27 protein-coding genes are annotated in these 23,363 nt (G+C 62.6%); 17 read left to right on the forward strand and 10 right to left on the reverse strand.

Annotated features, from left to right (window positions below; all coding sequences use genetic code 11):
* Nucleotides 1-70: 70 nt before the first annotated feature.
* A complete protein-coding gene (locus BLR34_RS13240; protein ID WP_092703821.1) occupies nt 71-619 on the reverse strand; it encodes a type IV pilin domain-containing protein in 549 nt (182 codons plus the stop codon).
* A gap of 280 nt (nt 620-899) precedes the next feature.
* On the opposite strand from BLR34_RS13240, the gene BLR34_RS13245 reads away from it, so the two are divergent.
* Entirely contained in the window at nt 900-1,619 is a 720-nt protein-coding gene (locus tag BLR34_RS13245; protein WP_092703823.1) for an SDR family oxidoreductase, read from the forward strand.
* Nucleotides 1,620-1,691: 72 nt separating this feature from the next.
* Here BLR34_RS13245 and BLR34_RS13250 read toward each other — a convergent pair whose 3' ends face one another.
* The 3 genes from BLR34_RS13250 to BLR34_RS13260 form a co-directional block, all read right to left on the reverse strand.
* Nucleotides 1,692-2,405 carry a class I SAM-dependent methyltransferase gene (locus BLR34_RS13250; RefSeq protein ID WP_092703825.1) on the reverse strand — a complete coding sequence of 238 codons (714 nt, stop codon included), beginning with the start codon at nt 2,403-2,405 and terminating at the stop codon, nt 1,692-1,694.
* Between the two features lie 101 nt (nt 2,406-2,506).
* Nucleotides 2,507-3,187 carry an SHOCT domain-containing protein gene (locus BLR34_RS17070; protein ID WP_092703827.1) on the reverse strand — a complete coding sequence of 227 codons (681 nt, stop codon included), beginning with the start codon at nt 3,185-3,187 and terminating at the stop codon, nt 2,507-2,509.
* Between the two features lie 95 nt (nt 3,188-3,282).
* Nucleotides 3,283-4,728 (reverse strand): alpha/beta hydrolase, encoded by a 1,446-nt coding sequence (locus BLR34_RS13260; RefSeq protein ID WP_092703829.1) that lies wholly within the window; start codon nt 4,726-4,728, stop codon nt 3,283-3,285.
* A gap of 78 nt (nt 4,729-4,806) precedes the next feature.
* On the opposite strand from BLR34_RS13260, the gene BLR34_RS13265 reads away from it, so the two are divergent.
* Genes BLR34_RS13265 through uvrA form a run of 3 tightly spaced genes read left to right on the forward strand, consistent with a single transcriptional unit; the run spans nt 4,807 to nt 8,636 of the window.
* Nucleotides 4,807-5,322: a GNAT family N-acetyltransferase gene (locus tag BLR34_RS13265; RefSeq protein ID WP_092703831.1), complete on the forward strand. Its 516-nt coding sequence runs from the start codon at nt 4,807-4,809 to the stop codon at nt 5,320-5,322.
* 42 nt (nt 5,323-5,364) lie between these two features.
* On the forward strand, nt 5,365-5,664 hold the full coding sequence (locus BLR34_RS13270; RefSeq protein WP_092703833.1) for a DUF8028 family protein: 300 nt from the start codon (nt 5,365-5,367) through the stop codon (nt 5,662-5,664).
* A complete protein-coding gene (uvrA, locus tag BLR34_RS13275) occupies nt 5,661-8,636 on the forward strand; it encodes an excinuclease ABC subunit UvrA (protein WP_092703835.1) in 2,976 nt (991 codons plus the stop codon). The genes BLR34_RS13270 and uvrA overlap by 4 nt, the downstream gene beginning before the upstream one ends.
* A 118-nt stretch (nt 8,637-8,754) precedes the next feature.
* Here uvrA and BLR34_RS13280 read toward each other — a convergent pair whose 3' ends face one another.
* Nucleotides 8,755-9,645: a DUF106 domain-containing protein gene (locus BLR34_RS13280; protein ID WP_092703837.1), complete on the reverse strand. Its 891-nt coding sequence runs from the start codon at nt 9,643-9,645 to the stop codon at nt 8,755-8,757.
* A gap of 60 nt (nt 9,646-9,705) precedes the next feature.
* Nucleotides 9,706-10,356, reverse strand: a complete 651-nt coding sequence (locus BLR34_RS13285) for an adenylate kinase (RefSeq protein WP_092703839.1) — start codon at nt 10,354-10,356, stop codon at nt 9,706-9,708.
* 55 nt (nt 10,357-10,411) lie between these two features.
* Between BLR34_RS13285 and BLR34_RS13290 the strand changes: the two genes are divergently transcribed.
* Nucleotides 10,412-10,783: a CHY zinc finger protein gene (locus BLR34_RS13290; protein WP_176765326.1), complete on the forward strand. Its 372-nt coding sequence runs from the start codon at nt 10,412-10,414 to the stop codon at nt 10,781-10,783.
* Between the two features lie 87 nt (nt 10,784-10,870).
* Complete coding sequence (locus BLR34_RS13295; protein WP_092703842.1) at nt 10,871-11,806, forward strand: DUF106 domain-containing protein; 936 nt, start codon at nt 10,871-10,873, stop codon at nt 11,804-11,806.
* Nucleotides 11,807-11,810: 4 nt separating this feature from the next.
* Here the strand turns inward: BLR34_RS13295 and BLR34_RS13300 are convergent, their stop codons facing one another.
* Nucleotides 11,811-12,620: an ABC transporter permease gene (locus BLR34_RS13300; RefSeq protein ID WP_092703844.1), complete on the reverse strand. Its 810-nt coding sequence runs from the start codon at nt 12,618-12,620 to the stop codon at nt 11,811-11,813.
* Nucleotides 12,617-13,654 carry an ABC transporter ATP-binding protein gene (locus BLR34_RS13305; RefSeq protein ID WP_092703847.1) on the reverse strand — a complete coding sequence of 346 codons (1,038 nt, stop codon included), beginning with the start codon at nt 13,652-13,654 and terminating at the stop codon, nt 12,617-12,619. The genes BLR34_RS13300 and BLR34_RS13305 overlap by 4 nt, the downstream gene beginning before the upstream one ends.
* Before the next feature lie 133 nt (nt 13,655-13,787).
* Between BLR34_RS13305 and BLR34_RS13310 the strand changes: the two genes are divergently transcribed.
* The 7 genes from BLR34_RS13310 (at nt 13,788) to BLR34_RS13335 (ending at nt 18,125) form a co-directional block, all read left to right on the forward strand.
* Nucleotides 13,788-14,003 (forward strand): DUF6199 family natural product biosynthesis protein, encoded by a 216-nt coding sequence (locus BLR34_RS13310; protein ID WP_092703849.1) that lies wholly within the window; start codon nt 13,788-13,790, stop codon nt 14,001-14,003.
* 101 nt (nt 14,004-14,104) lie between these two features.
* A complete protein-coding gene (locus BLR34_RS13315; protein WP_092703851.1) occupies nt 14,105-14,359 on the forward strand; it encodes a hypothetical protein in 255 nt (84 codons plus the stop codon).
* 162 nt (nt 14,360-14,521) lie between these two features.
* Nucleotides 14,522-15,232 carry a DUF1028 domain-containing protein gene (locus BLR34_RS13320; RefSeq protein ID WP_092703899.1) on the forward strand — a complete coding sequence of 237 codons (711 nt, stop codon included), beginning with the start codon at nt 14,522-14,524 and terminating at the stop codon, nt 15,230-15,232.
* A 48-nt stretch (nt 15,233-15,280) separates the two neighbouring features.
* Nucleotides 15,281-15,439, forward strand: coding sequence for a hypothetical protein (locus BLR34_RS17075; protein WP_176765327.1), 159 nt, complete (start codon nt 15,281-15,283; stop codon nt 15,437-15,439).
* A 54-nt stretch (nt 15,440-15,493) separates the two neighbouring features.
* Complete coding sequence (locus BLR34_RS13325; protein WP_092703853.1) at nt 15,494-16,036, forward strand: NUDIX hydrolase; 543 nt, start codon at nt 15,494-15,496, stop codon at nt 16,034-16,036.
* Nucleotides 16,037-16,118: 82 nt separating this feature from the next.
* Nucleotides 16,119-16,601, forward strand: coding sequence for a hypothetical protein (locus BLR34_RS13330; protein ID WP_092703856.1), 483 nt, complete (start codon nt 16,119-16,121; stop codon nt 16,599-16,601).
* Between the two features lie 114 nt (nt 16,602-16,715).
* Nucleotides 16,716-18,125, forward strand: a complete 1,410-nt coding sequence (locus BLR34_RS13335) for a dihydrolipoyl dehydrogenase family protein (RefSeq protein ID WP_092703858.1) — start codon at nt 16,716-16,718, stop codon at nt 18,123-18,125.
* 3 nt (nt 18,126-18,128) lie between these two features.
* Here the strand turns inward: BLR34_RS13335 and BLR34_RS13340 are convergent, their stop codons facing one another.
* Nucleotides 18,129-18,572 (reverse strand): acyl-CoA thioesterase, encoded by a 444-nt coding sequence (locus tag BLR34_RS13340; protein ID WP_092703860.1) that lies wholly within the window; start codon nt 18,570-18,572, stop codon nt 18,129-18,131.
* 93 nt (nt 18,573-18,665) lie between these two features.
* Between BLR34_RS13340 and BLR34_RS13345 the strand changes: the two genes are divergently transcribed.
* The gene (locus BLR34_RS13345) at nt 18,666-19,745 is read left to right on the forward strand and encodes a matrixin family metalloprotease (RefSeq protein ID WP_092703863.1); all 1,080 of its coding nucleotides are present in this window, start codon (nt 18,666-18,668) and stop codon (nt 19,743-19,745) included.
* On the opposite strand, the gene BLR34_RS13350 is transcribed toward BLR34_RS13345, so the two are convergent.
* Nucleotides 19,746-20,216 (reverse strand): MaoC/PaaZ C-terminal domain-containing protein, encoded by a 471-nt coding sequence (locus BLR34_RS13350; RefSeq protein ID WP_092703865.1) that lies wholly within the window; start codon nt 20,214-20,216, stop codon nt 19,746-19,748. It lies immediately after the preceding gene.
* Nucleotides 20,217-20,329: 113 nt separating this feature from the next.
* Here BLR34_RS13350 and BLR34_RS13355 point away from each other — a divergent pair, with 113 nt between their 5' ends.
* The 3 genes from BLR34_RS13355 to mvk all read left to right on the forward strand — a co-directional run bounded on the left by BLR34_RS13355 (nt 20,330) and on the right by mvk (nt 23,359).
* Nucleotides 20,330-21,079, forward strand: a complete 750-nt coding sequence (locus tag BLR34_RS13355; RefSeq protein WP_092703868.1) for an enoyl-CoA hydratase/isomerase family protein — start codon at nt 20,330-20,332, stop codon at nt 21,077-21,079.
* A gap of 38 nt (nt 21,080-21,117) precedes the next feature.
* Nucleotides 21,118-22,299, forward strand: coding sequence for a thiolase family protein (locus BLR34_RS13360; protein ID WP_092703870.1), 1,182 nt, complete (start codon nt 21,118-21,120; stop codon nt 22,297-22,299).
* A gap of 73 nt (nt 22,300-22,372) precedes the next feature.
* Nucleotides 22,373-23,359 carry a mevalonate kinase gene (gene mvk / locus BLR34_RS13365; protein ID WP_092703871.1) on the forward strand — a complete coding sequence of 329 codons (987 nt, stop codon included), beginning with the start codon at nt 22,373-22,375 and terminating at the stop codon, nt 23,357-23,359.
* Nucleotides 23,360-23,363: the final 4 nt, after the last annotated feature.

Raw genomic sequence — 23,363 nt, forward strand, 5'->3', positions numbered from 1 at the left:
CTCAACGAGGTGAATTTGTCGCCGGCCTCTCAGTAATCGAGTAATAAAAAGTGTGTGATGCGATTATCCGTTACGCTTCTGGGCCTTTGTCTTCGTCGAGCGTTGAGGAGTCGTCACCGGTGTCCCAGACGAGGTCGATGTCGTAGTTATCATCAACCGGAATCGTGAAGCCTTCACTTGCCGAGAACTCGTCTTCAGAGACATCGGCTATGTCAGCGACCACAATCTCGTCAGTCTCAGTCGCATCGCCCGCAGTACCGGCAGTCGCGCCGTCAGATGTATCTTCATAGATACCGTCCCCTCTGATGTAGAGGTCCGCTGTTTCGACAGCCTCACCATCTGAGACCGTAATTTCTAACGTCCCATTTCCTTCTGTGAGTGTCCCGTCAGCGATGCTACCGTAGTCTGTGTTACCTGTAAAATCGTAGCTATCCGTGTTTGCTTCCTCGTATTCGAAGTTCCACGTGGCCTGGGGCTGTACTTCGCCTGCCGTATCTCCGAGCCCGAGCACGAACGATGCGATGACAGCCGCTAGGATGACTGTGATAGCGACCATCAGGATGACGCCGATAACCGGCGACACCGCGTCGTCTTCCTCGAATAGATTTTTAATCTGCATGTTGCATCTGGACCTTGCACTCGTAGCCAATATAAATCATAGCGACGTTTTCTCCGCTCTCAATATTTTCGCCGTGTTTTCTCGCCGTGAATATACTGCTATATACTCACTTCGCATCTGATAATGTACGGGTAGCAGCCGAGATACTGGAGAAACTGGTATTTATGTAATTTCGAATACGTATAATTTATCCATAATAAATCATCGTGGCACGTCGGCGCACGACCGGCCAGCATGTCACTTGAGTATTAAGTATCTCGCTACACCAGGGTAGCCTACCATGTCGCGCACGATTGTGATTGCAGGCGTTGGCGAGGGGCTGGGTTCCTCAGTCGCCCGAGTGTTTGCACAGAGCGGTGACGATGTTGCACTTCTTGCCCGCTCGTCGGAGTTCATAACGACCCTCGCAGCCGACCTCTCCGAATCAACACCGGGGCGGGCGGCGGCGTTTCCGACTGACTTGGCTGACAGTGCCGAGGTCGCCGACGCGTTTGCGAGTCTTCGCGAGCGACTCGGGCCGGTCGGCGGGCTCGTGTTCACGGCCTTTGGAGGCGGCGGCGGTGGTGGCGTCTTCGATACGGACCCCGACCAACTCCGCGGTGCGCTCGACGTGCGAGTCCACGGCCTGTTCGAGTGTGTCAGTGAAGCCACGGCGGACATGCGTGATAACGACGGAGGTACAGTCGTCGTCGTCAACTCTGGTACCTCGCGAACGCCATCCGAGAACACAGTCGATTCGACAGCCAGACACGCGTGCCGTGGGCTGACGCGCTCGATAGCCGCCGACCCGGACCTGGGGAGTCACGGCATTCAGGCGGTCCACGTTATCGTCGACGGGTGGATATCGAAACCGTCGCTCCACGAGCAGTTCCCGGACCACGAGCGATGGATGACACCCGACGACATTGCGACGGTCCTCGGACGTCTCGTCGATGCGCCCGACTCGGTCCACACGAGCGAAATCGACCTCCGACACCCGGAAGACGCCCCCTCGTTTTGAACGCCGGGGAACCGATGCCACAGGCCAACCCACAAAGGTAGCGATGGACTGACCGTGGCCATGCGTTGCCGTTCACTGGCCGACCATCCACCGCCAGCGCTGCTCTCCGGTCCCATCTATGTCGGCCAGGAGGGTTTCGACGCGCTCGACACGCGCCTCAGGTGCCAGCCGCGGATACACCCGTGCCGCGACGGCGGGAATTTGATAGAACTGTCGGAGCTGCTCTGCGGTGACTTCCAGCCCCCAGGTCCCCGAGACAGTGTCGACAGTCTCCTCGAACGCCTCGCGCACTGCCGTTGTAGAGCTTGGCGAACGCGACTCGCGGTCGACCTGCTGGAATACGTCCGTGCCGTCGATATACCACCCTTCTGGAGCGACAGCACCGACGACGCCACCGTCAGAGAGGACACGACGGGCCTCCCTGAGCGCGGTCGCTGGCGAAGGGGTGAGAAACAACGAGGCGGTAAAGGCAACCGCGTCGAAGCTACCGGCCGGAAACGGGAGGGCGTCGAAATCGCCCTGCACCCGTCGGGCGGACGGATGCTGGGCGAGCATTGCCCGACTCATGTCCAGTGGAACGACGGTTTCGCTTTTCGATTCGAGCGGCGTGGCGCTTGCACCCGTGCCAGCACCCGCGTCCAGCAGGCACCCGAGTGAGCCGTCGTCTCGGTCTGCCATTTCCGTGGCCAATCGCGCCGCGAGCGTTGAGAACTGGCCGGTCGCTGCTTCGTAGGCGGCGTACGCTCCGGCACTCTCGTCGAAGTTCGTTCTGACTGTTGTTTTCATGCCTGTCCTCGAACAGTCTCGCCGGTGTTGCTTGTCGGTTGGGGTCTCGTGAGAGCACACCACAATCTGTCGGCGTCTGCTGTCTCGTCGTCGGTGGTTACTCAGTTCCGCTCGCGCTCGGTCTCCCGAAGCACGGCCAACCGCCGTTTGTACTCCGCTTCGGTGAGGTCGCCTTCGGCGTACCGGTAGCGGAGGCGGGCAATAGCGCCCCGCTCCCCTGTGTTCGTCTCGGACGAACTATCTGGGACGGCCGCCTCTCCGGCAGCTGCCTGTGCACGCTCGGCTTCGGTCGACATCGTGTGAGCGGACTCGAGCCGTTTCGTCAGGTCATCGTCGTCTATCTCACCACGGGCGTACTGGCAGGCAACGGCATCGACAGCTGGGGGTGCTGTCGGAACGTCGTGGTTGAACAGACGGTCGAGACGCCGCTCGTACTCGTCGATATCGAGTTCGCCGTCGAGATACCGGGTCTCCAGAATCTCGAACGGCTCGCCAAGTGACTCGCGGTCGGCCGTTGCTCTGTCGAGCGACATCCAGATGAGGGCTCCGGCCAGGCCGACGCTAAATAGCGGCGAGAAAAACTGAACCGACGCGAGCAGAAACGCGAGTACGTATCCACCGCCGCCGACTGCTAACAGGGCCTGTCCGAGCTGTGTCATCACCATCAAGACGAGCGGTACGAGGATGCCGAGAACGAAAAACAACGGTCTGCCCGCACTCGGCTCGGAATCCGACTGGGGGTCCTCAGACGGCCACTCCGGCTGCTCGCCGATACCGTGCATGGACACAGTTTGGCTTGGACCAAGGTTAGTGTTGCGCCGGATGCTGTCACTCAGAGTACGCTACTGACCGGCCTCACAGCACGGGCCGGTTGCCATCACAGCGAGGCTGTCCAGGAAGCAAGGTCCTCGATGACGGTCTCTGAAACCGGATTCGAGAGGGCGTACTCCGACCGGGTGGACGGCCCCTCGCCGTACTGGAACGTGTGGCCCAGCCCGTCGTACAGCTTGAACGTCGTGTTCTGTCGCTCCGCGAGTTCCTCCTGCCAGCGGCCGAAGTCTTTCTCCGGGGAGACCTGGTAGTCTCGTTCACCCTGCAAGACGAACGTGGGCGTCTCGATCTCTTTTGCCGTCCCAATCTGGTCGTATTCGTCGACTGTGCGCCAGAGCGCCCCCGGGTAATCGAGGACGATATCGCCGTCGTTGTAGTCGCCGTTCCGGATGCGGTCGATGCGGCTCTGCCAGCGCTCGTAGATGGTAGCCATCTGTTCCCACTCGTATTCGCCGAGGGTGGCGAGGTGCTTGAACTGCTCGAGGAATATCTCGTAGAAGTCCCGAGCGGGACCGGCCAGCATCGCGATACCCCCGAGATTCCCGTCGCGCTTTGCAATCCGTGGCGCTGCGAGTCCTCCGAGGCTGTGGCCGGCGACGACCACCCGGTCGGAGTCGACCCCATCAACACCCCGGAGCTGGTCTACCGCCACGAGTGGGTCGTCGACAGTGATGGCGTCGAGCGTCCATTCCGATGCAGACAGCGAGTTCGGACAGCCATGCGAGCGGCGGTCGTACCGGAGTACAGCGACCCCCTGACTGGCGAGTCCCTCTGCCATGTCCTTGAAGATCTTCGACCCACCTGCGGTCAGGTCTTTATCCGCACCGCCGACGGCAGGCGGGTCACTGCCGTGGACGAGGACGACGCCAGGAACGCTTTCCTCATCGTCGGGGACCGTCAGCGTCGCGTCCAAGAGACAGTCTTCCGTTTCGACCTGGGTATCTCGGGCGCTGAACGCGGCGGTGTCGACGTAGTCCGGCCGTTCGTAGGTGTCGTTTACGAGGATACTGATAACTGCGTTCCCCTCTGCGCTGTCGACGATGACTCGAAGGACGTGGTCCCCACGCTCGAATCCGAGCGTCAGGTCGACAGCGTCGAACCCACCCTGGACGGTCTCCTCACTCTCGACGACTCCCTGGAACTGGCCGCCGACAGCAGTGTAGCCGAGCCAGATGTGTTCGAGTTGTCCGGCAGAAAGCCGTCGCTGGAGGTCTGACCGGAACCGCCCGAGCGCCTGCGGGAACGCGCCGGCGTTCATATCGTCGACGACCTGCTTGCCCGCCTCGACGACATCTTCTGGTTCCTCGGGCGTCGGCGTCTCTTCTGGCGTTTGTGTCTCTTCTGGTGTCGGTGTCTCGGCTGGCGTCGGCGTCGCCGTCGCTGTTGCAGTCGGCGTTATCGTTGCCGTTGGGGTCTCCGAGTCGTCGTCGCCCCCGAGACAGCCGGCCAGTGCGGCGGTACCAGCAACGTAGAGAAACTTCCGTCGTCGCATATTCCAGTATTTTTCACAGAGTAATAAAACAGGTCCGCTCTGTTTCAGATAATGAGAGCGGCCGGCTAACGGTCTTATATGTCCCCGACGAACCGCCGCGTGATGGCGACCGCCCGGTTCCGTGAAGCCGAGACGAACGACGCCAGAGTCCTCTGGTCGACCAAACACAGCGCAATCAATGCCGTCGAGACCGACGAGTACACTACCGCCGAGTTGGCGGCGTGGATGCCCGAAAGCGGCGCTATCTCTGACTTTCGACGCGCTATCGACAGCGAGACGTTCGACGTTATCGTCGCCGAAGCCGACGGCGAGACAGTCGGATACGGCGTTCTCAACCGCTTAGACGAGCGCATCGACGCCGTCTTCGTTCTCCCAGAGCACAGCCGCCAAGGCATCGCTACCTCGCCGGTACAACAGCTCGAATCCAGAGCCAGCATGGGCGGTATCGCCGAACTGACGCTCGTGTCCTCGCTCGACGCACGGGAGTTCTATCGCGGCCCGAACTACCGTGTCGTCGAGACTGAAACCCGTGCCATCGACGGAACAGACCTCGAATTTCTCATCATGTCGAAAAGCTGTGACGTGTGCGTCTGACTGACGGTTAGGTTCTGGCCGTCCGTCCTCCTCCGTGAACACGTGCCCCTCCAGTCACGTCCACCCCTCCGCGTCGCCGCCTTGGTCTCTGGCGTCCGCGCTGGCATTCGATGGACCGCGTTCTGGATTGCTGTCGCCCTTCCGTTCTTGTACGTCCCGTTGTTCGTCGCGGGCGACGCACACGCAGGTATCCTCCTGTTTCTCGCGGTATCAACGTCGTCTGTTTGCTCGCCGACTATCTGTACGGCGGCGTTCACCCTCGCCGACACTCCCGGCTGTCTCGGGGCGAAGGTGAACCGACAGCGTTTCACTTCCACAGACAATCACACGGATAACGAATGAGCCGCGACTACATCGAGGTTCGTGGGGCCGAACAACACAATCTCAAGGACATCGACGTGGAGATACCGCGCGAGGAGCTAACGGTCGTCACGGGGCTGTCGGGGTCGGGCAAATCGTCGCTCGCCTTCGAGACGGTCTACGCGGAGGGACAGCGCCGCTACATCGAGTCGCTGTCGGCCTACGCCCGGAACTTCCTGGGACAGATGGACAAACCCCAGGTCGAGAACGTCGAGGGGCTCTCGCCGGCCATCTCCATCGACCAGAAAAACGCCGCCAACAACCCACGCTCGACCGTGGGCACGGTCACGGAGCTACACGACTACCTCCGACTGCTCTATGCCCGCGTGGGGACACCACACTGTCCGGAGTGTGGACGCGAAGTCGACGACCAGAGCGCCCAGCAGATGGTCCGACGGCTCATGCAGGCACCCGAAGGGACGCGCGCGAAACTCTGTGCGCCGGTCGTCCGCGACCAGAAGGGTGCCTTCGAGGACCTGTTCGACGACCTCGTCGGCGAGGGATACACTCGGGTCGAAGTCGACAGCGACCGATACGACCTCACTGTCGAGCGGCCCGACCTCGACGAGAACTACGACCACACCGTCGACGTCGTGGTCGACCGCGTGAAGGTCTCCGAGGACGAGCGCTCGCGCATCACCGACTCCGTCGAGACGGCCCTCGACGAAGCCGAGGGCCTGCTGAAGGTCATCTTCCCCGACCCACCCGACGACCTCGATGTGGGTGGCTCGCGCGCCCGCTCGACGGGCGACCTGGCCGACGAAGCCGAGACGGACGAGACAGATCGGGACCGTCTCGTCGTCGAGTTCTCCGAGGAACTCGCCTGCATGCACTGTCACATCGACATCAGCGAAATCGAGACGCGGTCGTTTTCCTTTAACAGTCCCCACGGTGCCTGTCCCGAGTGCGAGGGACTCGGCTCGACAAAAGAGGTGAGCGAAGACCTCGTCGTCACGGACCCCTCGAAGCCGCTCAAACACGTCTTCGAACCCTGGAGCTACAACCGCACCTACTACTCCCGGCAACTCGACAACGTCGCCGAGCACTTCGGTATCTCGCTCGAGACCCCCTTCGAGGAGCTCGATGAGTCGATTCGACGGCAGTTCCTCTATGGCACCGACGAGCAGGTCCACTTCGAGTGGGAAACGAAAAACGGCACCCGCGAGAAGACCGAGCGCTTCGAGGGCGTCATTCCGAACCTCGAACGCCGCCACGTCGAGACAGACAGCGACCGCGCACGCGAACACATTGAGGAGTACATGGCCGTCACCACCTGCCCCGAGTGTGAGGGGACCCGACTCAAACCCGAGTCGCGGGCCGTCCTCCTCGACGGCGTCTCTATCACCGCGGTCAGCGAGATGTCAATCGGCGATGCCCTGGAACACTTCGAGGGGATGGAGGCGAACCTCGACGAGCGCCAGACGAAAATCGCCTCGGAGATTCTCAAAGAGATTCGCGCTCGGCTGGGGTTTATGTGCGAGGTCGGACTCGACTATCTCACCCTCGACCGCGAAGCATCGACGCTGTCGGGCGGTGAGAGCCAGCGCATCCGCCTGGCGACACAGATTGGCTCCGGACTCGTCGGGGTGTTGTACGTGCTCGACGAGCCCTCGATTGGGCTCCACCAGCGCGACAACGACCGCCTGCTCGACACGCTCGAAGAGCTACGAGACCTGGGGAACACGCTGCTCGTCGTCGAACACGACACCGAGACGATGCGCCGGGCGGACAACATCATCGACATGGGACCGGGGCCGGGCAAACGCGGCGGCGAGGTCGTCGTCAACGGCTCGTTCGAGGATGTCCTCGACAGCGAGGAGTCGGTCACCGGCGACTACCTCGGCGGCGAGAAGGCGATACCGGTCCCCGAGAGCCGCCGCGAGCGCGACGGCGAACTCGTCGTCCGGGGCGCGCGCCAGCACAACCTCGACGACCTCGATATCGAGCTACCGGCCGGCTGTTTCACCGCCATCACGGGCGTCTCGGGCTCGGGGAAGTCGACGCTGATGCACGACGTGCTCTACAAGGGGCTGGCCCGCGAGATGAACGACAACACGAGCGTCGACCCCGGCGAGCACGACGCAATCGAGGGGCTGGACGAAATCGAGACGGTACGGCTCATCGACCAGTCGCCAATCGGACGGACGCCGCGCTCGAATCCCGCGACCTACACGAACGTCTTCGATTTCGTCCGCGAGCTGTTCGCCGAGACGGAACTCGCCAAACAGCGGGGCTACGAGAAGGGGCGGTTCTCGTTCAACGTCAAAGGCGGCCGCTGTGAGGAGTGTGGCGGCCAGGGCACCGTCAAAATCGAGATGAACTTCCTCTCAGACGTGTACGTCCCCTGCGAGGAGTGTGGCGGCGCGCGCTACAACGACGAGACCCTGGACGTGACGTTCAAGGGCAAGACCATCTCGGACGTGCTCGATATGAGCGTCGACGAGGCCTACGACTTCTTCGAGAGCCACAGCCAACTGCGTCGCCGGCTGAAGCTCCTGAAAGATGTCGGCCTCGGTTACATGCGCCTCGGACAGCCGTCGACGACACTTTCGGGCGGTGAGGCCCAGCGGGTCAAACTCGCCGAGGAGTTGGGGAAAAAAGACACCGGCGACACGCTGTACCTGCTCGACGAGCCGACCACGGGACTCCACCCCGAAGACGAGCGCAAACTCGTCGACGTACTGCACCGCCTGACCGACGACGGCAACACGGTCGTCGTCATCGAGCACGAACTCGACCTCGTGAAAAACGCCGACCACATCGTCGACCTCGGCCCCGAAGGCGGCGAGAACGGCGGCCAGGTCGTCGCGGCTGGTACGCCTGAGGAGGTGGCCCGGACCGAGGACTCGTATACCGGGAAGTACCTCCGTGACTTGTTGCCCGATGTCGACCTCGACGGACCGCGCGCGGGCCGGGACCCCGACGAGCAGGCGTTGACCGCCGACGACGACTGACAGTCGCTTGCTCGATTCGCGGATACCGACTTCTGTCTACGCTACCGGCTGTTTCTGTGTCTATAGACGTACAGACACAATTTCGGGGGTTCAAACCGGTCCGGTAAAAATAGCTCGTCTATCCTGACGGCGACGTCTGGACGTTTAGGGCCTTCCGCATCACCTGACCGAAGCTCATCGAGATGAGCGCGTACCAGACAATCCAGGCCTCGATGGGTCCGAGGATGCCGGTCGTCCAGGAACTCACCTCACCGGCGAGCGGGTAGACGATGACCGGGGAGGCGACGGTGACACCCAGGTCGCGAACAATCCAGTACATCCAGAGGAAGACCGGAATTGTAAACGACATAATCCAGATCATCGGGCGGAACTGGGCTTTGAACACGTCGAGGTTCTCGCTCATCATCGCCATCTGCTCTTCCTGAATCTTCTGGAGTTCCTCGTCGTCGCCGCGCTCTTTTGCCTTCTCGCGGCGCTCTTTGAGCTTCTGTGTCTGTTCCCGATAGCCCGCCATGATTTCGGCGTTCATCAGGTTGTCCTGAACGAGCGCGGAGAACAGTCCCGTCAGGACGGCCAACACGAGAATGACCAGGTAAAACGGGAGGACGGATTCGAGCGGTCCGAGTACGATGTTCAGGGTCTGCCCGACGAGTGTGCGGACGGGGTTGACCGCGTAGCCAATCATCATCACGAACACCGTCGCGACCGCCATCTTGTCGTAGGTGGTAAACGAGAAGTCGACGCTATCGGTCATCGCCGTCGGGTCGGCCTCGTCGAGCGCGTCCCGGGTCCCCTCGGGGTCGTCGATGACGAATCCGTTGCCGTCTGCGTCGACGAGCACACCCTTCTCGATGAGGCGACCCCACTCGCCCGAGGTCATCTCGTCGCTCACGTCCGACCAGCTGACGGTCCCCTGCTCCTCGGCGACGTCGAGGACCGTCGCGAGCGCGTCGGTCATGTGCTCGCCTTCGTCGGCGAGTTCGTCTACCTTCTGTGCTGTTCGTGGCATCGTCTGTTGATAGTGTACTCAACAGTCATGAGGTTTGTATCTCCCGGTTCGTGCCGACAGTCAGGCCGTGTGGTTGTCGATGGCCTGCTGAATGTCCGCCCAGACCTCGTCGGGGGACTGCTCGCCGTCGACTTCGACGAATCCGTCGTGGTCGCGGTAGCGCTCGATGACCGGCTCGGTGTTCTCCTCGTAGACATCCAGACGGTTTTCGGCGGCTTCGCGGGTGTCGTCCTCTCGCTGGATGAGTTCGCCACCACAGCCGTCACAGACGCCCTCTTGGTCGGGCTGGTCGTACTCGATGTGATAATTAGTGCCACAGTCGTCACAGACGCGACGACCGGTCAAGCGCGTGAGCAGCTCCTCGCGTCCGACCGAGACGGCCAAAACGACATCCAGGTCGGTCATCCCTTCGAGCTCGTCGGCCTGGGCGGGGTTGCGCGGATAGCCGTCGAGGACGAATCCGTCGGCATCGTTCAGCGCCTTCTCGACAATTGCGTTGACGACCTCGTCGGGCACGAGGTCGCCCGCGTCCATGTACTCGGCGGGAGTGTCGTACTCGGTGTCCATGTCGCTGATGTCCATCTGCTTGTTGGCACGCAGTGCGTCGCCAGTCGTGACGTGCTCGACGCCGTATGTCTCGGCGATGTTGCTGCTCTGTGTGCCTTTCCCTGCGCCCGGCGGTCCCATGATGAGAAGTTTCGGCGCTGTCATACGCTGGTCTTCCCAGGCGGTAGTTAAATGATTGTCCAAATTGACGCATCAAGTAGTGGCCCACTCCACGACACGAACGACGACTGCACCCGAGACGGACGACCGCTTCGAGGTACCGCTCCGCGGTGTCGCTGTCGACCCGGAGACGCGCTGTCGTCACTGGGATGACGCGGTGGACGTGGTAGCGCTTCGGTTTGCCTGCTGTGAGGCCTACTACCCCTGTTATGCGTGTCACGCCGAGGCGACTGACCACGAGCCCGAACAGTGGCCGACGGACCGCTTCGACGAGCCAGCCGTGCTGTGTGGTGCCTGTCGTGAGGCGTTGACCGTCGAGGCCTACCTCGACTGTGAGGATAACTGTCCGGCCTGTGGGACAGCCTTCAATCCGGGCTGTCGGGAGCACCACCACCTCTATTTCGAGCGGTGAGGTCCCGGTTCGACGCCGAGCCGACCCCAGCGGAGACCGCTCCGAGCAAAGGATTGATAACGGCACGTCATCCATCTATCGGATTGAATGCCCGCCGAACAGCTCGATACGCTCCTCGCCGACTCCGCGATGCGGGACGCGGTCGCTGTCGTCTTCGACCGGTCCGACGGGGGAGCCGACGAAATCGACTGGAGCGACGTGAGCGACGAAATAACGGGCTCTCAGTGGGGCCGTCTTCTCGACGCTGGTGTGCTCGTCGGCAGTGGCGATGGATTTGCCCTCGCGGAGCCCGAACGAGTTCACGACCAGCTCGCCGACTACGATGTCGTCGACGACCCACCAGAGCCAGCGGAGAGCGACCAGGAACCGTTGCTCGCCGACTTCGAACTGCCAGAGGTCGAACCGGTCTCGTGGTCGGTGTACGACAAGACAGCAGGCGGGTTCGCGTTGCTCCTGTTCACCGGCTACTGGAGCAGCGACGTGCGCGACGCCATCGCGTCCGTCGAGAACACGGTCGTCGACTCGCTTCTCGGCGCCGCTCCGTTTTATCTCGTCGTGCTGGCGCTCGCTGTCGCCACTGGATTTTACTCGACCGCGCTCCAGTTGCGGCTCGTCGACCGAGACAAGCTCCAGCAGTACCGCGACCGCATGCAGACGCTGCGAGAGTACCGCCGGGAGGCCAGAGACCGCGACGACGACGACGCGCTCGAACAGCTTCAGGAGAAACAACGCGAGGCCGCCGGCGACCAGCTTGGCATGATGAAACTCCAGTTCCGCGCGACGGTCTGGATTATGCTCCTGACAATTCCCATCTTTCTGTGGCTACGCTGGAAGGTCAGGGACGGTCATCTCGGGACTGACGAGACTGGCCTCGTTGTCCCCCTCGCCGGCGAGGTGACCTGGCAGCAGGCGCTGCTCGGCCCGATGGCGACGTGGATTGTCTGGTATTTCGTCTGCGCGACGGCGTCACGCCAAGTCATTCGAAAGTTCGCAGAGCTCTGGACAGAGCGACGGACGGCGTAGCCGGTCAGTAGTCACCGAGGACGCCAAGCCGCCGCGCTCGCCTGGTTGCATACTGGAAGATAATGTACCCGCCAAACAGGTAGCCGAAGGCAACCGCCACCAGCGTCGCGAGCTCGACTGCAGAGAACTGCCACAGCCGCGTCCCGTCGACCATCGCCCGCTGAAGCAGTCCGCTCCCGTGTGCGAGCGGCAGGATTCGCAACAGCGGCTGCTCGAATATCGGCGCGGAGATGAGCGGGATAAACAGAAACTGCAGGAGGTTCAGCCAGTTCCCGATACGCTTATACAGCACCGTGATACCGCCCGCGGCAAAGCCGAGACCGAGCACCGACAGCACGCTCAGTGTCGCGATAACGACCGTGGTGAGGACGTTCAGCGCAAGTGTCGTTCCGGTCAACAACAGCATCACGCCGAGCACAACTACCGAGGTGATGAACGTCCGGACGACCTTCGCGGCGCCTTTCAACAGCGCCACTGGTGCGAATCCAAACGGCGTCATGATGTGACGCTCGAGGGTGCCCCACTGGACTTCGCTCCCGATGTCGTTCGAGATAGACTGGTAGGCTCCAAGCGAGAGCGTCCACAGGAAGTAGCCGACGATAATCCCCTCGAGCGAGTCATCGAGCGCCTGCCCGCTGAGCACCTGCCCGCCGAAAAAGAGGACACCGAAAAAAAACAGTGAGATGAAGATACCGCCGATAGCGTTGGCGGGATAGCGGACGAAAATGAGGTACTCGCGGTAGAGCACTGCCTTGATGAGCTTTGGGTAACCCGCCGTCCGTCGACTCTCGGCCGGCGACTGGCTGGCACTCATTCGAGACTCCCTCCTGTGGGCTGGACAGCCCGGTCGGTCAAATCGAGAAAGAGGTCTTCGAGTCCCGGCTCGACTGTCCTGACGCGTTCGGGCGTCACATCGCGTGTGCGGAGCCAGTCCATCAGCTCGTAGATGCCGTCTCCCTCGGTTTCGACTTCGACGCGTGCTCCGGGTGAGAGCCGCTCGACGCTCCGAACCTCGAATGCGTTCTGTAACGCGGAGAGGAGGTCGTCGTCGAAGTCACTGCTGACGACACGGACGCCGTACACGTCGGTACTCCGGAGCAGTTCTTCGACGCTGTCGTCAGCGACGAAAGTGCCGTCGGACATGATAAGCACGCGGTCACACACCGTCTCGATGACGTCCATGTCGTGGCTCGACAGAACGACTGTGATATCCTGTTCGGTGGCGAGACGCCGCAGTTCGGTCTGGAGCGTCCGCGAACTCTCGACGTCGAGGCCGAGCGTCGGCTCGTCGAGGAAGACGATACTCGCGCCGCCGGCCAGTACGCTCGCCAGTGACACTTTCTGTTTCATCCCTCGTGAAAGGTCCCTGACTGCCGTGTCTGCCTTGTCTGTGAGTTCGAGCTGTTCGAGCAGTCGCTGGTGCTGGTTGGCGACAGCGTCCGGGTCGACGCCTGCTACCGTCGAAAAGTACCGGAGGTTCTCCCGGACAGTCAGCCGCCAGTAGTCGTTTCGCGCCCCTTCGAGCATCGCGTCGACCTGTGCGTAGGCCGCTCTCGGCCGCTCGCGGATATCGATACCGTTCAGCCGAACCGTTCCCTCGTCCGGCAGGACCATGCCGAGAATCGACTTGATGAGTGTCGTTTTCCCCGCGCCGTTCGGACCGAGCAGGCCGACAATCGAGCCGGATTCAATATCGAAAGACACGTCATCGACGGCCGTGACAGCGTCCTCGCCGTCTCCGAACGTCTTCGAGACGCCGTCGACGGCCAGCGCGGGGGCTCGGCTCTCAGTTTCCCGGCCTTCGTCAGGGGTGACAGACTCTCCTCTTTGTTCGAGGCGCTCGCTCATCACGCCACACCCCAGTCAGGACCCGCTCTAGCGCTTACGAACAGCATGGTCATACCAGTAATCCGAAAGCCAGCATCAAAAACGCCCCGCCGACCACCGGAAAATACTCAACAGATTGCTCTGAAGGAAAGCTATGGCAAACCCCGTACTCGGAGCCCTCATCATCGCAATCGGGGCCGCCGGTGCCATCTGGCCCTACGAGGTTGCACGGTTCGAAGAGCAAATCGACGCCATCGGGAGCAAACGCTCGTCGTCCGCGGTCGAACCGGCAGAGTGGAAGGTCCAGCTCACCCGTGTTTTCGGCGTGGGCATCTCTCTGTTCGGCGTCCTCGTCCTGTTCAACATCTAGCTGCTCGTCAGCAGTTTCTCGACGCTACGCCGGTCGGCCTTTTTCAATCACCCCCGTTTTATAGGGTTGGTTTATAGGGGGTTTCCTGCTAATCTGTAGATATGCATCCACTCGAACCTCTCAAGACGTACCTTCACCCGTGGAAGCCGTTCGGTGCCGTTATGCTGTTGGCCGGTGGTCTCCTGATGGCCGGGTTCAGTGCTGGCTACGTCGGCAGCACGTCTGGCGTCAACTTCAACGGCGCGCTGTGGGGGTATTACGCGATTCTCGGTCTGGTCCTCGCCGTGTTGGGTGCCGGCCTCTGGTTCGTGGCTCGCAGGGATGTCTCGCTGCAAGCCCGTCTCGATAGGGCATAGACTCGCCGACCGGCACACGTTCCTCCGGAAGACCGTTCTCTGGATTGATGCCCGTCCACACCGCAGGCCTCACTCGTGGCCTGGTTCCCTCTCTTTCAGTGACTTGATTCGAGCGTAACACCTACCGGGAGAATTATGCGACCGTCGCCCGATAAACAGCGTATGACCTTCAGTATCTGCGTGCGCGAGCAGTACGAAGACGAGGGAACGGAGCACTACCGCTTCGGCGTCGCGGTGACGACCCGACTGGCCGGCGTCGGCACGCTCTGTCCGTTCGCCAACGAACACGGCGCAGTCGCGACACAGAGTCTCGTCAACGTCGACCTCGGGCGAACCGGCATCGAGTATCTGGCGGACGGCCTCGCCGTCGAGGACGCGCTGGAGGCGCTGTTGAACGCCGACGACGGGGCACCACAGCGCCAACTCCACGGCGTCGACACAGACGGCGAATTCGCCTTCTCGGGCGAGGAGTGCAAAGACTGGTACGGACACACCGTCGGCGAGAACTACACCGTTGCGGGGAATCTACTCACCGGCGAGTCGGTCGTCGAGGCGACGGCCACCGCATACGAGGAGAGCCGTGACGAGGACCGCCCGCTTGCGTTCCGACTGGCCGACGCGCTTGCCGCCGGCCACGCTGAAGGCGGAGACAAACGCGAGGAACTACACGTCCAGAGCGCCGCGGTCGTCGTCTGTGACACGCAGGACCACCCGCTTGACCCCGCCTACAACGATATCCGGGTCGACGCCAGCGAGACGCCGATCACGGACCTCCAGGAGACGCTCGCCCTGGCGAAAGAGGGCCACGAGATGTCGATGGAGCGCTACGAGGAATCCTACGAGGAAGACGAGATGGACGACACCGCGGAGTGACCGACACCCGCGATAACTGTTTTATTGGATGCCGTTGTAGTGACATGTATGGCGTCAGAGACCGGTCAACGGCCAAAACAGTGTTTCGAGTGCCGGTTCGAGGCGTCGGCTGACGACGGGGCGTGGGAGACGACGACACATCCGTCGCTCGGAACCATCACTCAGTGTCCGGAGTGTGGTTCGACAGACATCCACAGCATCGACTGACAACCGCCAGACAGGTACCGTAGCCCTTTCTACGGGCCACGACGAACTAGCCGTATGACTGACCTTTCCTGGGAGACGCTCGAATCGAGTGTCGCCTACTCCTGTGGCGGCTTCGATGTCGTCAACGACACAGTCCAGTTGCCCGACGGCGAGACCAGCGAGTTCGACTATCTCTCGTCCTCGGAGAGTGTGGTCATCCTGCCATTTACCCCCGAGGGTGACGTGGTGCTCATCGAGGAGTGGCGACACGCTGTCGGACGCCGCAACCGTGCGCTCCCGGCCGGCAATCTCGAACCCGGCGAGATGCCCGAGACGGCTGTACATCGCGAACTCCGCGAGGAGACCGGCCACGAGACCGACGACATCGAACACCTGTCGACAGTCGAACCGGCCAACGGCTTCTCCGATGCTGTCTTTCACTACTACGTTGCCCGCGATTGCGAGGCGACTGCCACACAAGACCTCGACGAGAACGAGTCCATCGAGGTGACACAGGCCTCGTTTGCTTCCCTTCTCGACGACCTCGAAGCCGGCGACCTTCGAGACGGTCGCTCGGCACACGGTATCGCCCACTACGCGCTGTTCGAGCGCGACTGACCGGCGGCCGACACACTGGCTGTCGTCTCTCTGTCAGAAACGCCGGGCTACTCTTATTTCTGACTGGGATGTTTCTCCTCGCATGTTCGACCAGCCTATCTCGGGGCTGTCCCGTCGCGACGTTCTCGCTGGAGCGACCACAGCGGCGGTGACGGCGGTCGCTGGCTGCTCGACGGTCCTCGACTGGATTGGCGAGCAGGCCCTCGAAGCGGTCAACGTCCTCAACGGCACGGACGGCCCCGTCAGCGGCCGCCTCGAAATCGTCGGGGCTGACGGAGCGGTCGTCCTCGACGAGCAGTTCGACCTCGTCTCCTCGGATGCGGCCGGCGAAGAAGAGCAGGGAAACATGGAGTTTTACCCGGATGTCTGGACTGAGGAAGGCGAGTACGAGGCTACTATCGAACTGGACGACACTGAGATCGACGGCCACAGCAGTGCCACCGAAACCGTGTCTATTACCAACCCCGACGAGGAGATGCTACTCGTCGCACTCGACGCCGACGACCTCGACAGCTCGATTGCCTTCCGCACCGGCGAGAGTTTCTCGGAAATCCTCGACCTGTAGGCCCACCGCGCCGGCGGCGCTTGCTGCCCTCGGGCCTAGACTCGCGCCCGGTGGCCGTCCGAGTCGCGGGCACGGACCCGGTAGGGTTATTGGTGTGCCAGCAAAGACGGGGGTATGAGCATCCACGTTGCAATCATCGGCGCGTACGGGAGCGCAGGCGCAGCCGCCGCGGGTGAACTCGTCGACGAACCGAACGTCGAGTTGACGCTTATCGACGACGGTGACCCCGGCGGCGGACTCTGTATCCTCCGTGGGTGTATGCCGTCGAAGGAGGTTCTCTCGGCGGGAGCACACCGTTACCAGGCACGCCACGACGACCGTCTCGTCGGTGACCTCCCGGATGTCGACCTCGACAGCGTCGTTGAGCGGAAAAACGACCACACGCTCGGGTGGGCTGGCCACCGCCGCGATTCTATCCACGACTACGCCGGACGCGAGGACGTGACGTTCATCCACGACACCGCCCTGTTCGTCGACGACCGGGTCATCGAGGCCGGCGGCGAGACAATCGAGCCCGATTACGTCGTCGTCGCAACCGGCTCGTCGGTCAACATCCCCGACATTCCGGGTATCGATGACGTCGACTACATGACCAGCGCGGACGTACTCGACGCGACGACTTTCCCGGACTCGGGCATCGTCCTCGGGCTAGGGTATGTCGGTCTGGAGATGGCTCCCTATCTCGCGGAAGCCGCCGGAATGGATATTACGGCAATCGAACACGATGCCCAGCCAATCGACGAGGCACCGCCGGAGTTCGGCCAGGCGTTACTCGATATTTACCGCGAGGATTTCGATATCGAGATTCCGACGAACGTCCACGAACAGCGTCTCGAACCGACCGACGACGGTGGCGTCCGGCTCTATCTGCAGGGCGAAGACGGGACCGAGGAAGTCGTCGAGGCAGACCAGTTGTTCTGTTTCACCGGTCGCCGGCCGTCGCTCGATGGACTCGGGCTCGACAACACACGCCTCAACACCGACGGCTGGTGGGTCGAGGACACGATGCAGGCGACCGACGACGAGCGGGTGTTCGTCGTTGGCGACGTGAACATGAAAGAGCCGATTCTCCACGTCGCCAAAGAACAGGCCTTCCAGGCCGCCGACAACATCCTGGCACACGACGCTGGCAGAGCGCTCGAATCCTACGAGAACGTCCATCATCACGTCATCTTCTCCGGGCTCGGTGTCTACCCCTTTGCCCGAGTTGGACACACCGTGGACTCAGCACGGGCGGCCGGACACAAGGTTGTCACGGCGACGCGACGGGCATCTGACGACGGTGTATTCAAGACAAAAGACGTTCCTGACGGTCTGGCGACGCTCGTCGTCGACGCGAACGACGGCACCGTGCTGGGCTATCAGGGACTGCATTATCACGCCGACGTGATGGCGAAGACGCTTCAGGTCATCGTCGAACTCGGCGTCGATGTCCGTGACGTGCCAGACCGGGCATACCATCCGACGACGCCCGAGATTCTGGACGGCCTGTTCCGCGAGACGACCGCGGCGCTCGAAGACTGACGCTCAGACGTCTCCCTCGCCGTCGAGAGCCGCGTCTCTGAGCTCTCGACACCGCTCTGAGTTGGCGGTCAACTCCGGTACCGTGACCGGCGATTGCTCCTGGTCGACGGCGACAAAGACGAAATAGGAGTCGGTAGTCTGCTCGCGTTCGCCGGTGCGTGGATTCTCGCGGTAGACCTGAACACGGACGCGGATGCTACTTTGCCCCGTCTCGTAGGCGTAGGACTCGATGACGCAGGTGTCGCCCTGGGGGACCGGCCGACGGAAATCCAGGTCGCTGATGTGTGCCGTAACACAGCTCGCACCGGCGTGTCGCATCGCGCTCATTGCGCCCACCTCGTCCATCCACTTCACGACGTTTCCGCCGTGGGCTGTCGCGTGGTTGTTCGTGTCGTTTGGCTGGACTCGCTCGCGGTTCTCGATATACGTCTTACTTATACTCGTCACAGTTTATCATGGGTGTTGATAGCAAAAAGCGCGGCGCACGTGGTGGCCTTCCGCGCGATACTGTTTTCCCTTGCGATTAATTACCCGTGTACAATGGGTCGGACAGACGGACCGAGGCGGTCACGGAGAGGGATTCTGGTCGCTGCTGGCACAGTTGTGGCAGCCGGCTGTCTGGAGTCGTTCGAAAACGGCGGCTCGGGCGAGGAGAAACCAACACAGGAGACGACGACCGGGGAGTCCTCGGCGGACAGGGCGACAGACGACGAGACGGCGACGCCCGGGACACACCCGCTGGCCGACCGGACGGCGACAGTAACCGTCGAGCGCGTCGAGGCCGACCGCGACAGACTCGAACGGTTACTCCGGGAGGCGACTGCGTTCTGGAACGACACCCATCCGCAGTATCTCGAATACACGACGACACTGGAATACCAGGCCGACGCCGAGGAGCCAGCTATCCTCGTCTCCGAGGTCCCGGCTATCGAGGAGTGTGGCACCCACGACAGCGGTAAATTCGCCGGCTGTGCGACTTACCTCACCGCCGGGAGCGAGGAGTCTCTCCCGGCAGAGGTGCGTCTGGCTCCGGACGCGAGCGACTGGCTGTACCGGACGGTCATCAAACACGAGTTGGGCCACGTCCTCGGGCTTGGCCACGACGACGAGCCAGCAACCATCATGGACAACTCGGTCGAAGCGCGGTATCCAGAGTACGAACAGCGCCGGGAGATTCTCGACCTGCGCAAACAGTGGATTACAGAGTACAACGACGCCGCGGAAGTCCTGTCGGCCGCCTTCGACGACGCCGACGACGAGGACTACGAGACGGCCGCGGGCAGGTACGAAACCGCCGGCGAACACTACCAGACCGCGAGCGAACTGGTCGAGTCAGCCGCCGAGACCGCCAGCGAACTGAGCACGTTCGAACCCGCTGACCGGGACCGCCTCGTCGAGTTACTCGACAGGGAACGCTCGTTTGTCGATTCGATGCAGTCGGCAATCGAGTACCTCAAGAGCGGAAGCGAACAGATCGCGAGCGGCGACGGGGGATACGAGACGTACAACGAGGGCGTCGACCGCTACAACGCGACGGTCCAGCAGTCACTTCCCGAGACCGAAGCGTACATCGCGGCCGTCGGTCTGGTTCACATCACGGTCGAATCCGGCGAGGGGTAGTCACTCCTTGGCGTCGCGGTTGTAGATGAGGAACTTCATGTCGCCCTCGAAGACCGCAACGTCGTCCTGATTCGTGACGACCGTGTCGATAGTAACCATGTCGGCGTCCTCGACGCTGTCTATCTCCTTTTTGTCGGTGACCTCCATCTCCATCGAGATGGTGTCGTCCATGAACACTGGCTCGTTGACGTCCATGTAGTTCATCCCGAGGAACGCGTAGACGGTCCGTTCGACGATACCGGAGCGGTAGACGAAACCGGTCGCCAGCGTGAACGTCATCGGCCCGTGAGCCACGCGCGCACCGAACGGGCCATCCTCGGCGTACTCGGCGTTGCTGTGGAGTTCTGTCCAGTCACCGGTAAACATCGAGTGCAGCGTGAAATCCGACTCGGTGACGGTTCGACCGACTGTCTCGAACGTCTGGCCAACTTCGAAGTCTTCCCAGTGGTGTGGCTCGTAACTGTATGCCATACTCATGTGTTTCACAGAATCAGTAAATACGTTCCGCTCGAATGTCCGGAACTCACGTCGATTACGCCCGCATCGAACTCCACAGTTAAGACGCCCCGACTACAACCCCCGGTATGCAATCCACCACGGAAGACGGGATTCTCTCTGTCACGTTCGACCGGCCGGAGTCGATGAACGCGTTCAACGGCGGGGAAGCGGCTGCACTCGCGGACGCGGTAGCCGAAGCCGACCCCGAGACACACGACGCGGTCGTCCTGACCGGCGAGGGCGAGGCCTTCAGCGCCGGCGGCGACATCGAAGCAATGGCCGAACGAGAGGAACGGCCACGCGAGGCCTACGAGCGGTACAACCGGACCTACGGCCGGGTCGCCGAGGAACTGTTCGACTGTCCCGTTCCGGTCGTCGCGAAAATCAACGGCGATGCCGTCGGCGCGGGGCTGGCGGTGACGGCGCTGTCGGATTTCGCCTACGCCGTCGAGGGCGCAACCTTCGGCTGTGCGTTCGTCCACGTCGGCCTGATTCCCGACACCGGCGGCTCGTATCTCTTGCCGAAGCTGGTTGGACTCAGGGCGGCAAAGCGACTCGCGTTCACGGGTGAGTACTTCGATGCCAGCGAGGCGGCCGAGCTCGGACTGATAACCGAGGCAGTCGAGGCCGATGACCTCGACAGGCGCGTCTCGACGCTTCTGGAGACGCTCGCGGACCGACCGACCGAAACCATCGCACTCGCAAAGCAGGCGATTCACGACAACCTCGGCCACGGGTGGGACGACGCACTCGACCACGAGACGATGTTACAGATACAGGCCTACGGGTCACAGGCCCACGAGGACGGCGTTGGGGCGTTTCTCGACGACGAGTAACCCGAGCAATAAAGAGCCAGAGCCTGTTTTCTGTACCTATGCCCGATGCGTACATCGTCGACGCCGTCCGAACTCCATTCGGCAAGCAGGGCGGCGCGTTCAGGGACACACACCCACAGGACCTGGCCGCCGAACCGCTCTGCGCGCTCGATAGGCGAAACGACCTCGCCCGCGGCGACCGCGTCGAGGATGTCATCTACGGCTGTGTCTCACCGGTCGGCGAGCAGGGGCTGAACATCGGCCGTGTCGCCTCTCTGGTGGCCGGCTGGGGCGAGGAGATTCCCGGCGTCCAGTTGAACCGGATGTGTGGCTCTGGCCAGCAGGCGGTCAACTTCGCCGCTGCCGAGATTCGAGGCGGGCTGTCGGACGTACTCGTCGCCGGCGGCGTCGAACACATGACGAGGGTCCCGCTGGCCAGCGACGTAGACACCGACGGCCAACACTACGCCGACGAGGGCATCGTCACCGAAACGTACTTCGAGCATTTTGACGAGTTGACCACGCAGGGAGAGGGGGCCGAACGCATCGCCGACGAATACGGCCACGACCGCGAGGCGGTCGACCAGATAGCGGTCGACTCACAGCGCCGGTGGGGCGAGGCCGCCGACGCCGGTGCCTACGACGAACAGGTCGTCCCTGTCGAAACGACCGTCGACGGCGAGGCAGTCACGGTCGAGGAGGACGGGCATCCGCGTCCGGGGACGGACCTGGAGACACTCGGAGAGCTACCGCTTCTCGTCCGCGAGGACGGGGAGGGCGTCGTCCACGCGGGCAACGCCTCCGGTATCGTCGACGGCGCTGCTGGCGTGCTTGTCGCCTCTGGCGAGGCCTGTGAGGAACACGGTTGGGAGCCACTGGCTCGCGTCGTCGACACCCACGTCGTCGGCGTCGACCCGACGACGATGCTGACGGGCCCGATACCGGCGACGAAGACGATCCTCGACGAGAACGGCCTCGCCGTCGGGGATATCGACCGCTTCGAGGTTAACGAGGCGTTCGCGCCGGTCGTGACCGCGTGGCTGGCAGAAACTGGTGCCGACTGGGAGCGGACGAACGTCTGGGGCGGGGCCATCGCGCACGGCCACCCCCTCGGCGCGACCGGCGCGGCGCTGCTCGGCAAACTCCCCTACCAGCTTGCCGAGTGTAACGGCCAGTATGGCCTCGCTACGATGTGTATCGGCTTCGGCCAGGGGATTGCGACGCTCATCGAGCGGGTGTGACTGCGGTTCTGGGTGTCTCGTGGCCGACACGTAAACCGATATGTAAAACAGGCTCGCTCTCAGAGGTGGAGGCATGGTAACTGCAAGCGCCCCCGGCAAGGTGTATCTCTTCGGGGAGCACGCGGTCGTCTACGGTGAGCCAGCGGTCCCGTGTGCAATCGGACTGCGTGCGAGCGTGACCGCACACGAGCGCGAGGGGGGGTTGCGGATTCGAGCGGACGACCTCTCGCTTTCCGGGTTTACCGTCGAGTACGATGGTGACAGCAACAACCGTCCGGACATCGACGCCCCGGATTCGCTGGTCGAGGCGGCGATGGGCTACGTCGACGAGGCCGTCGCACAGGTCAGAGACGCCGCCGACGCTCCCGACGCGGGGTTCGACATCACCATCGAAAGCGAGATTCCACTTGGCGCTGGACTCGGCTCGTCGGCTGCCGTCGCCGCCGCGGCAATCGAGGCCGGGACGCGCGAACTCGGCGTCGAACTCCCCAGCGAGGAAATCGCCGAGCGAGCCTACCAGGTCGAAAACACTGTCCAGAACGGACAGGCATCCCGTGCAGATACATTCTGTTCGACCATGGGCGGCGCGGTCCGGGTCGAGGGCGAGGACTGCCAGCCTATCGACTCGCCCGACCTCCCGTTTGTAATCGGTTACGACGGCGGCGCGGGAGATACGGGTGCGCTTGTGGCGGGTGTCCGAGACCTCCGAGACCAGTACGACTTCGCCGCAGACACCGTCGAGGCCATCGGCGATGTCGTCAGACGGGGTGAACGGGCACTCGCTGCCGAGAACGTCACGGAAATCGGGAAGCTGATGGATTTCAACCACGGGCTGTTGTCGGCGCTCGGTGTCTCCTCGCGGACGCTGGATTCGATGGTTTGGGCGGCACGCAACGCCGACGGTCTCGGCGCGAAGCTGACAGGGGCAGGCGGTGGCGGCTGTATCGTCGCGCTCGACGAGACGCCCGAGACGTTGACTGCACTGGAGTACACGCCGGGCTGTGAGGAGGCGTTTCGCGCCGAACTCGACACCGACGGCGTCCGCGTCGAAACGGAGTGACTCC

The sequence above is a fragment of the Halovenus aranensis genome (assembly GCF_900100385.1).
Taxonomy (GTDB): Archaea; Halobacteriota; Halobacteria; order Halobacteriales; family Haloarculaceae; genus Halovenus; species Halovenus aranensis.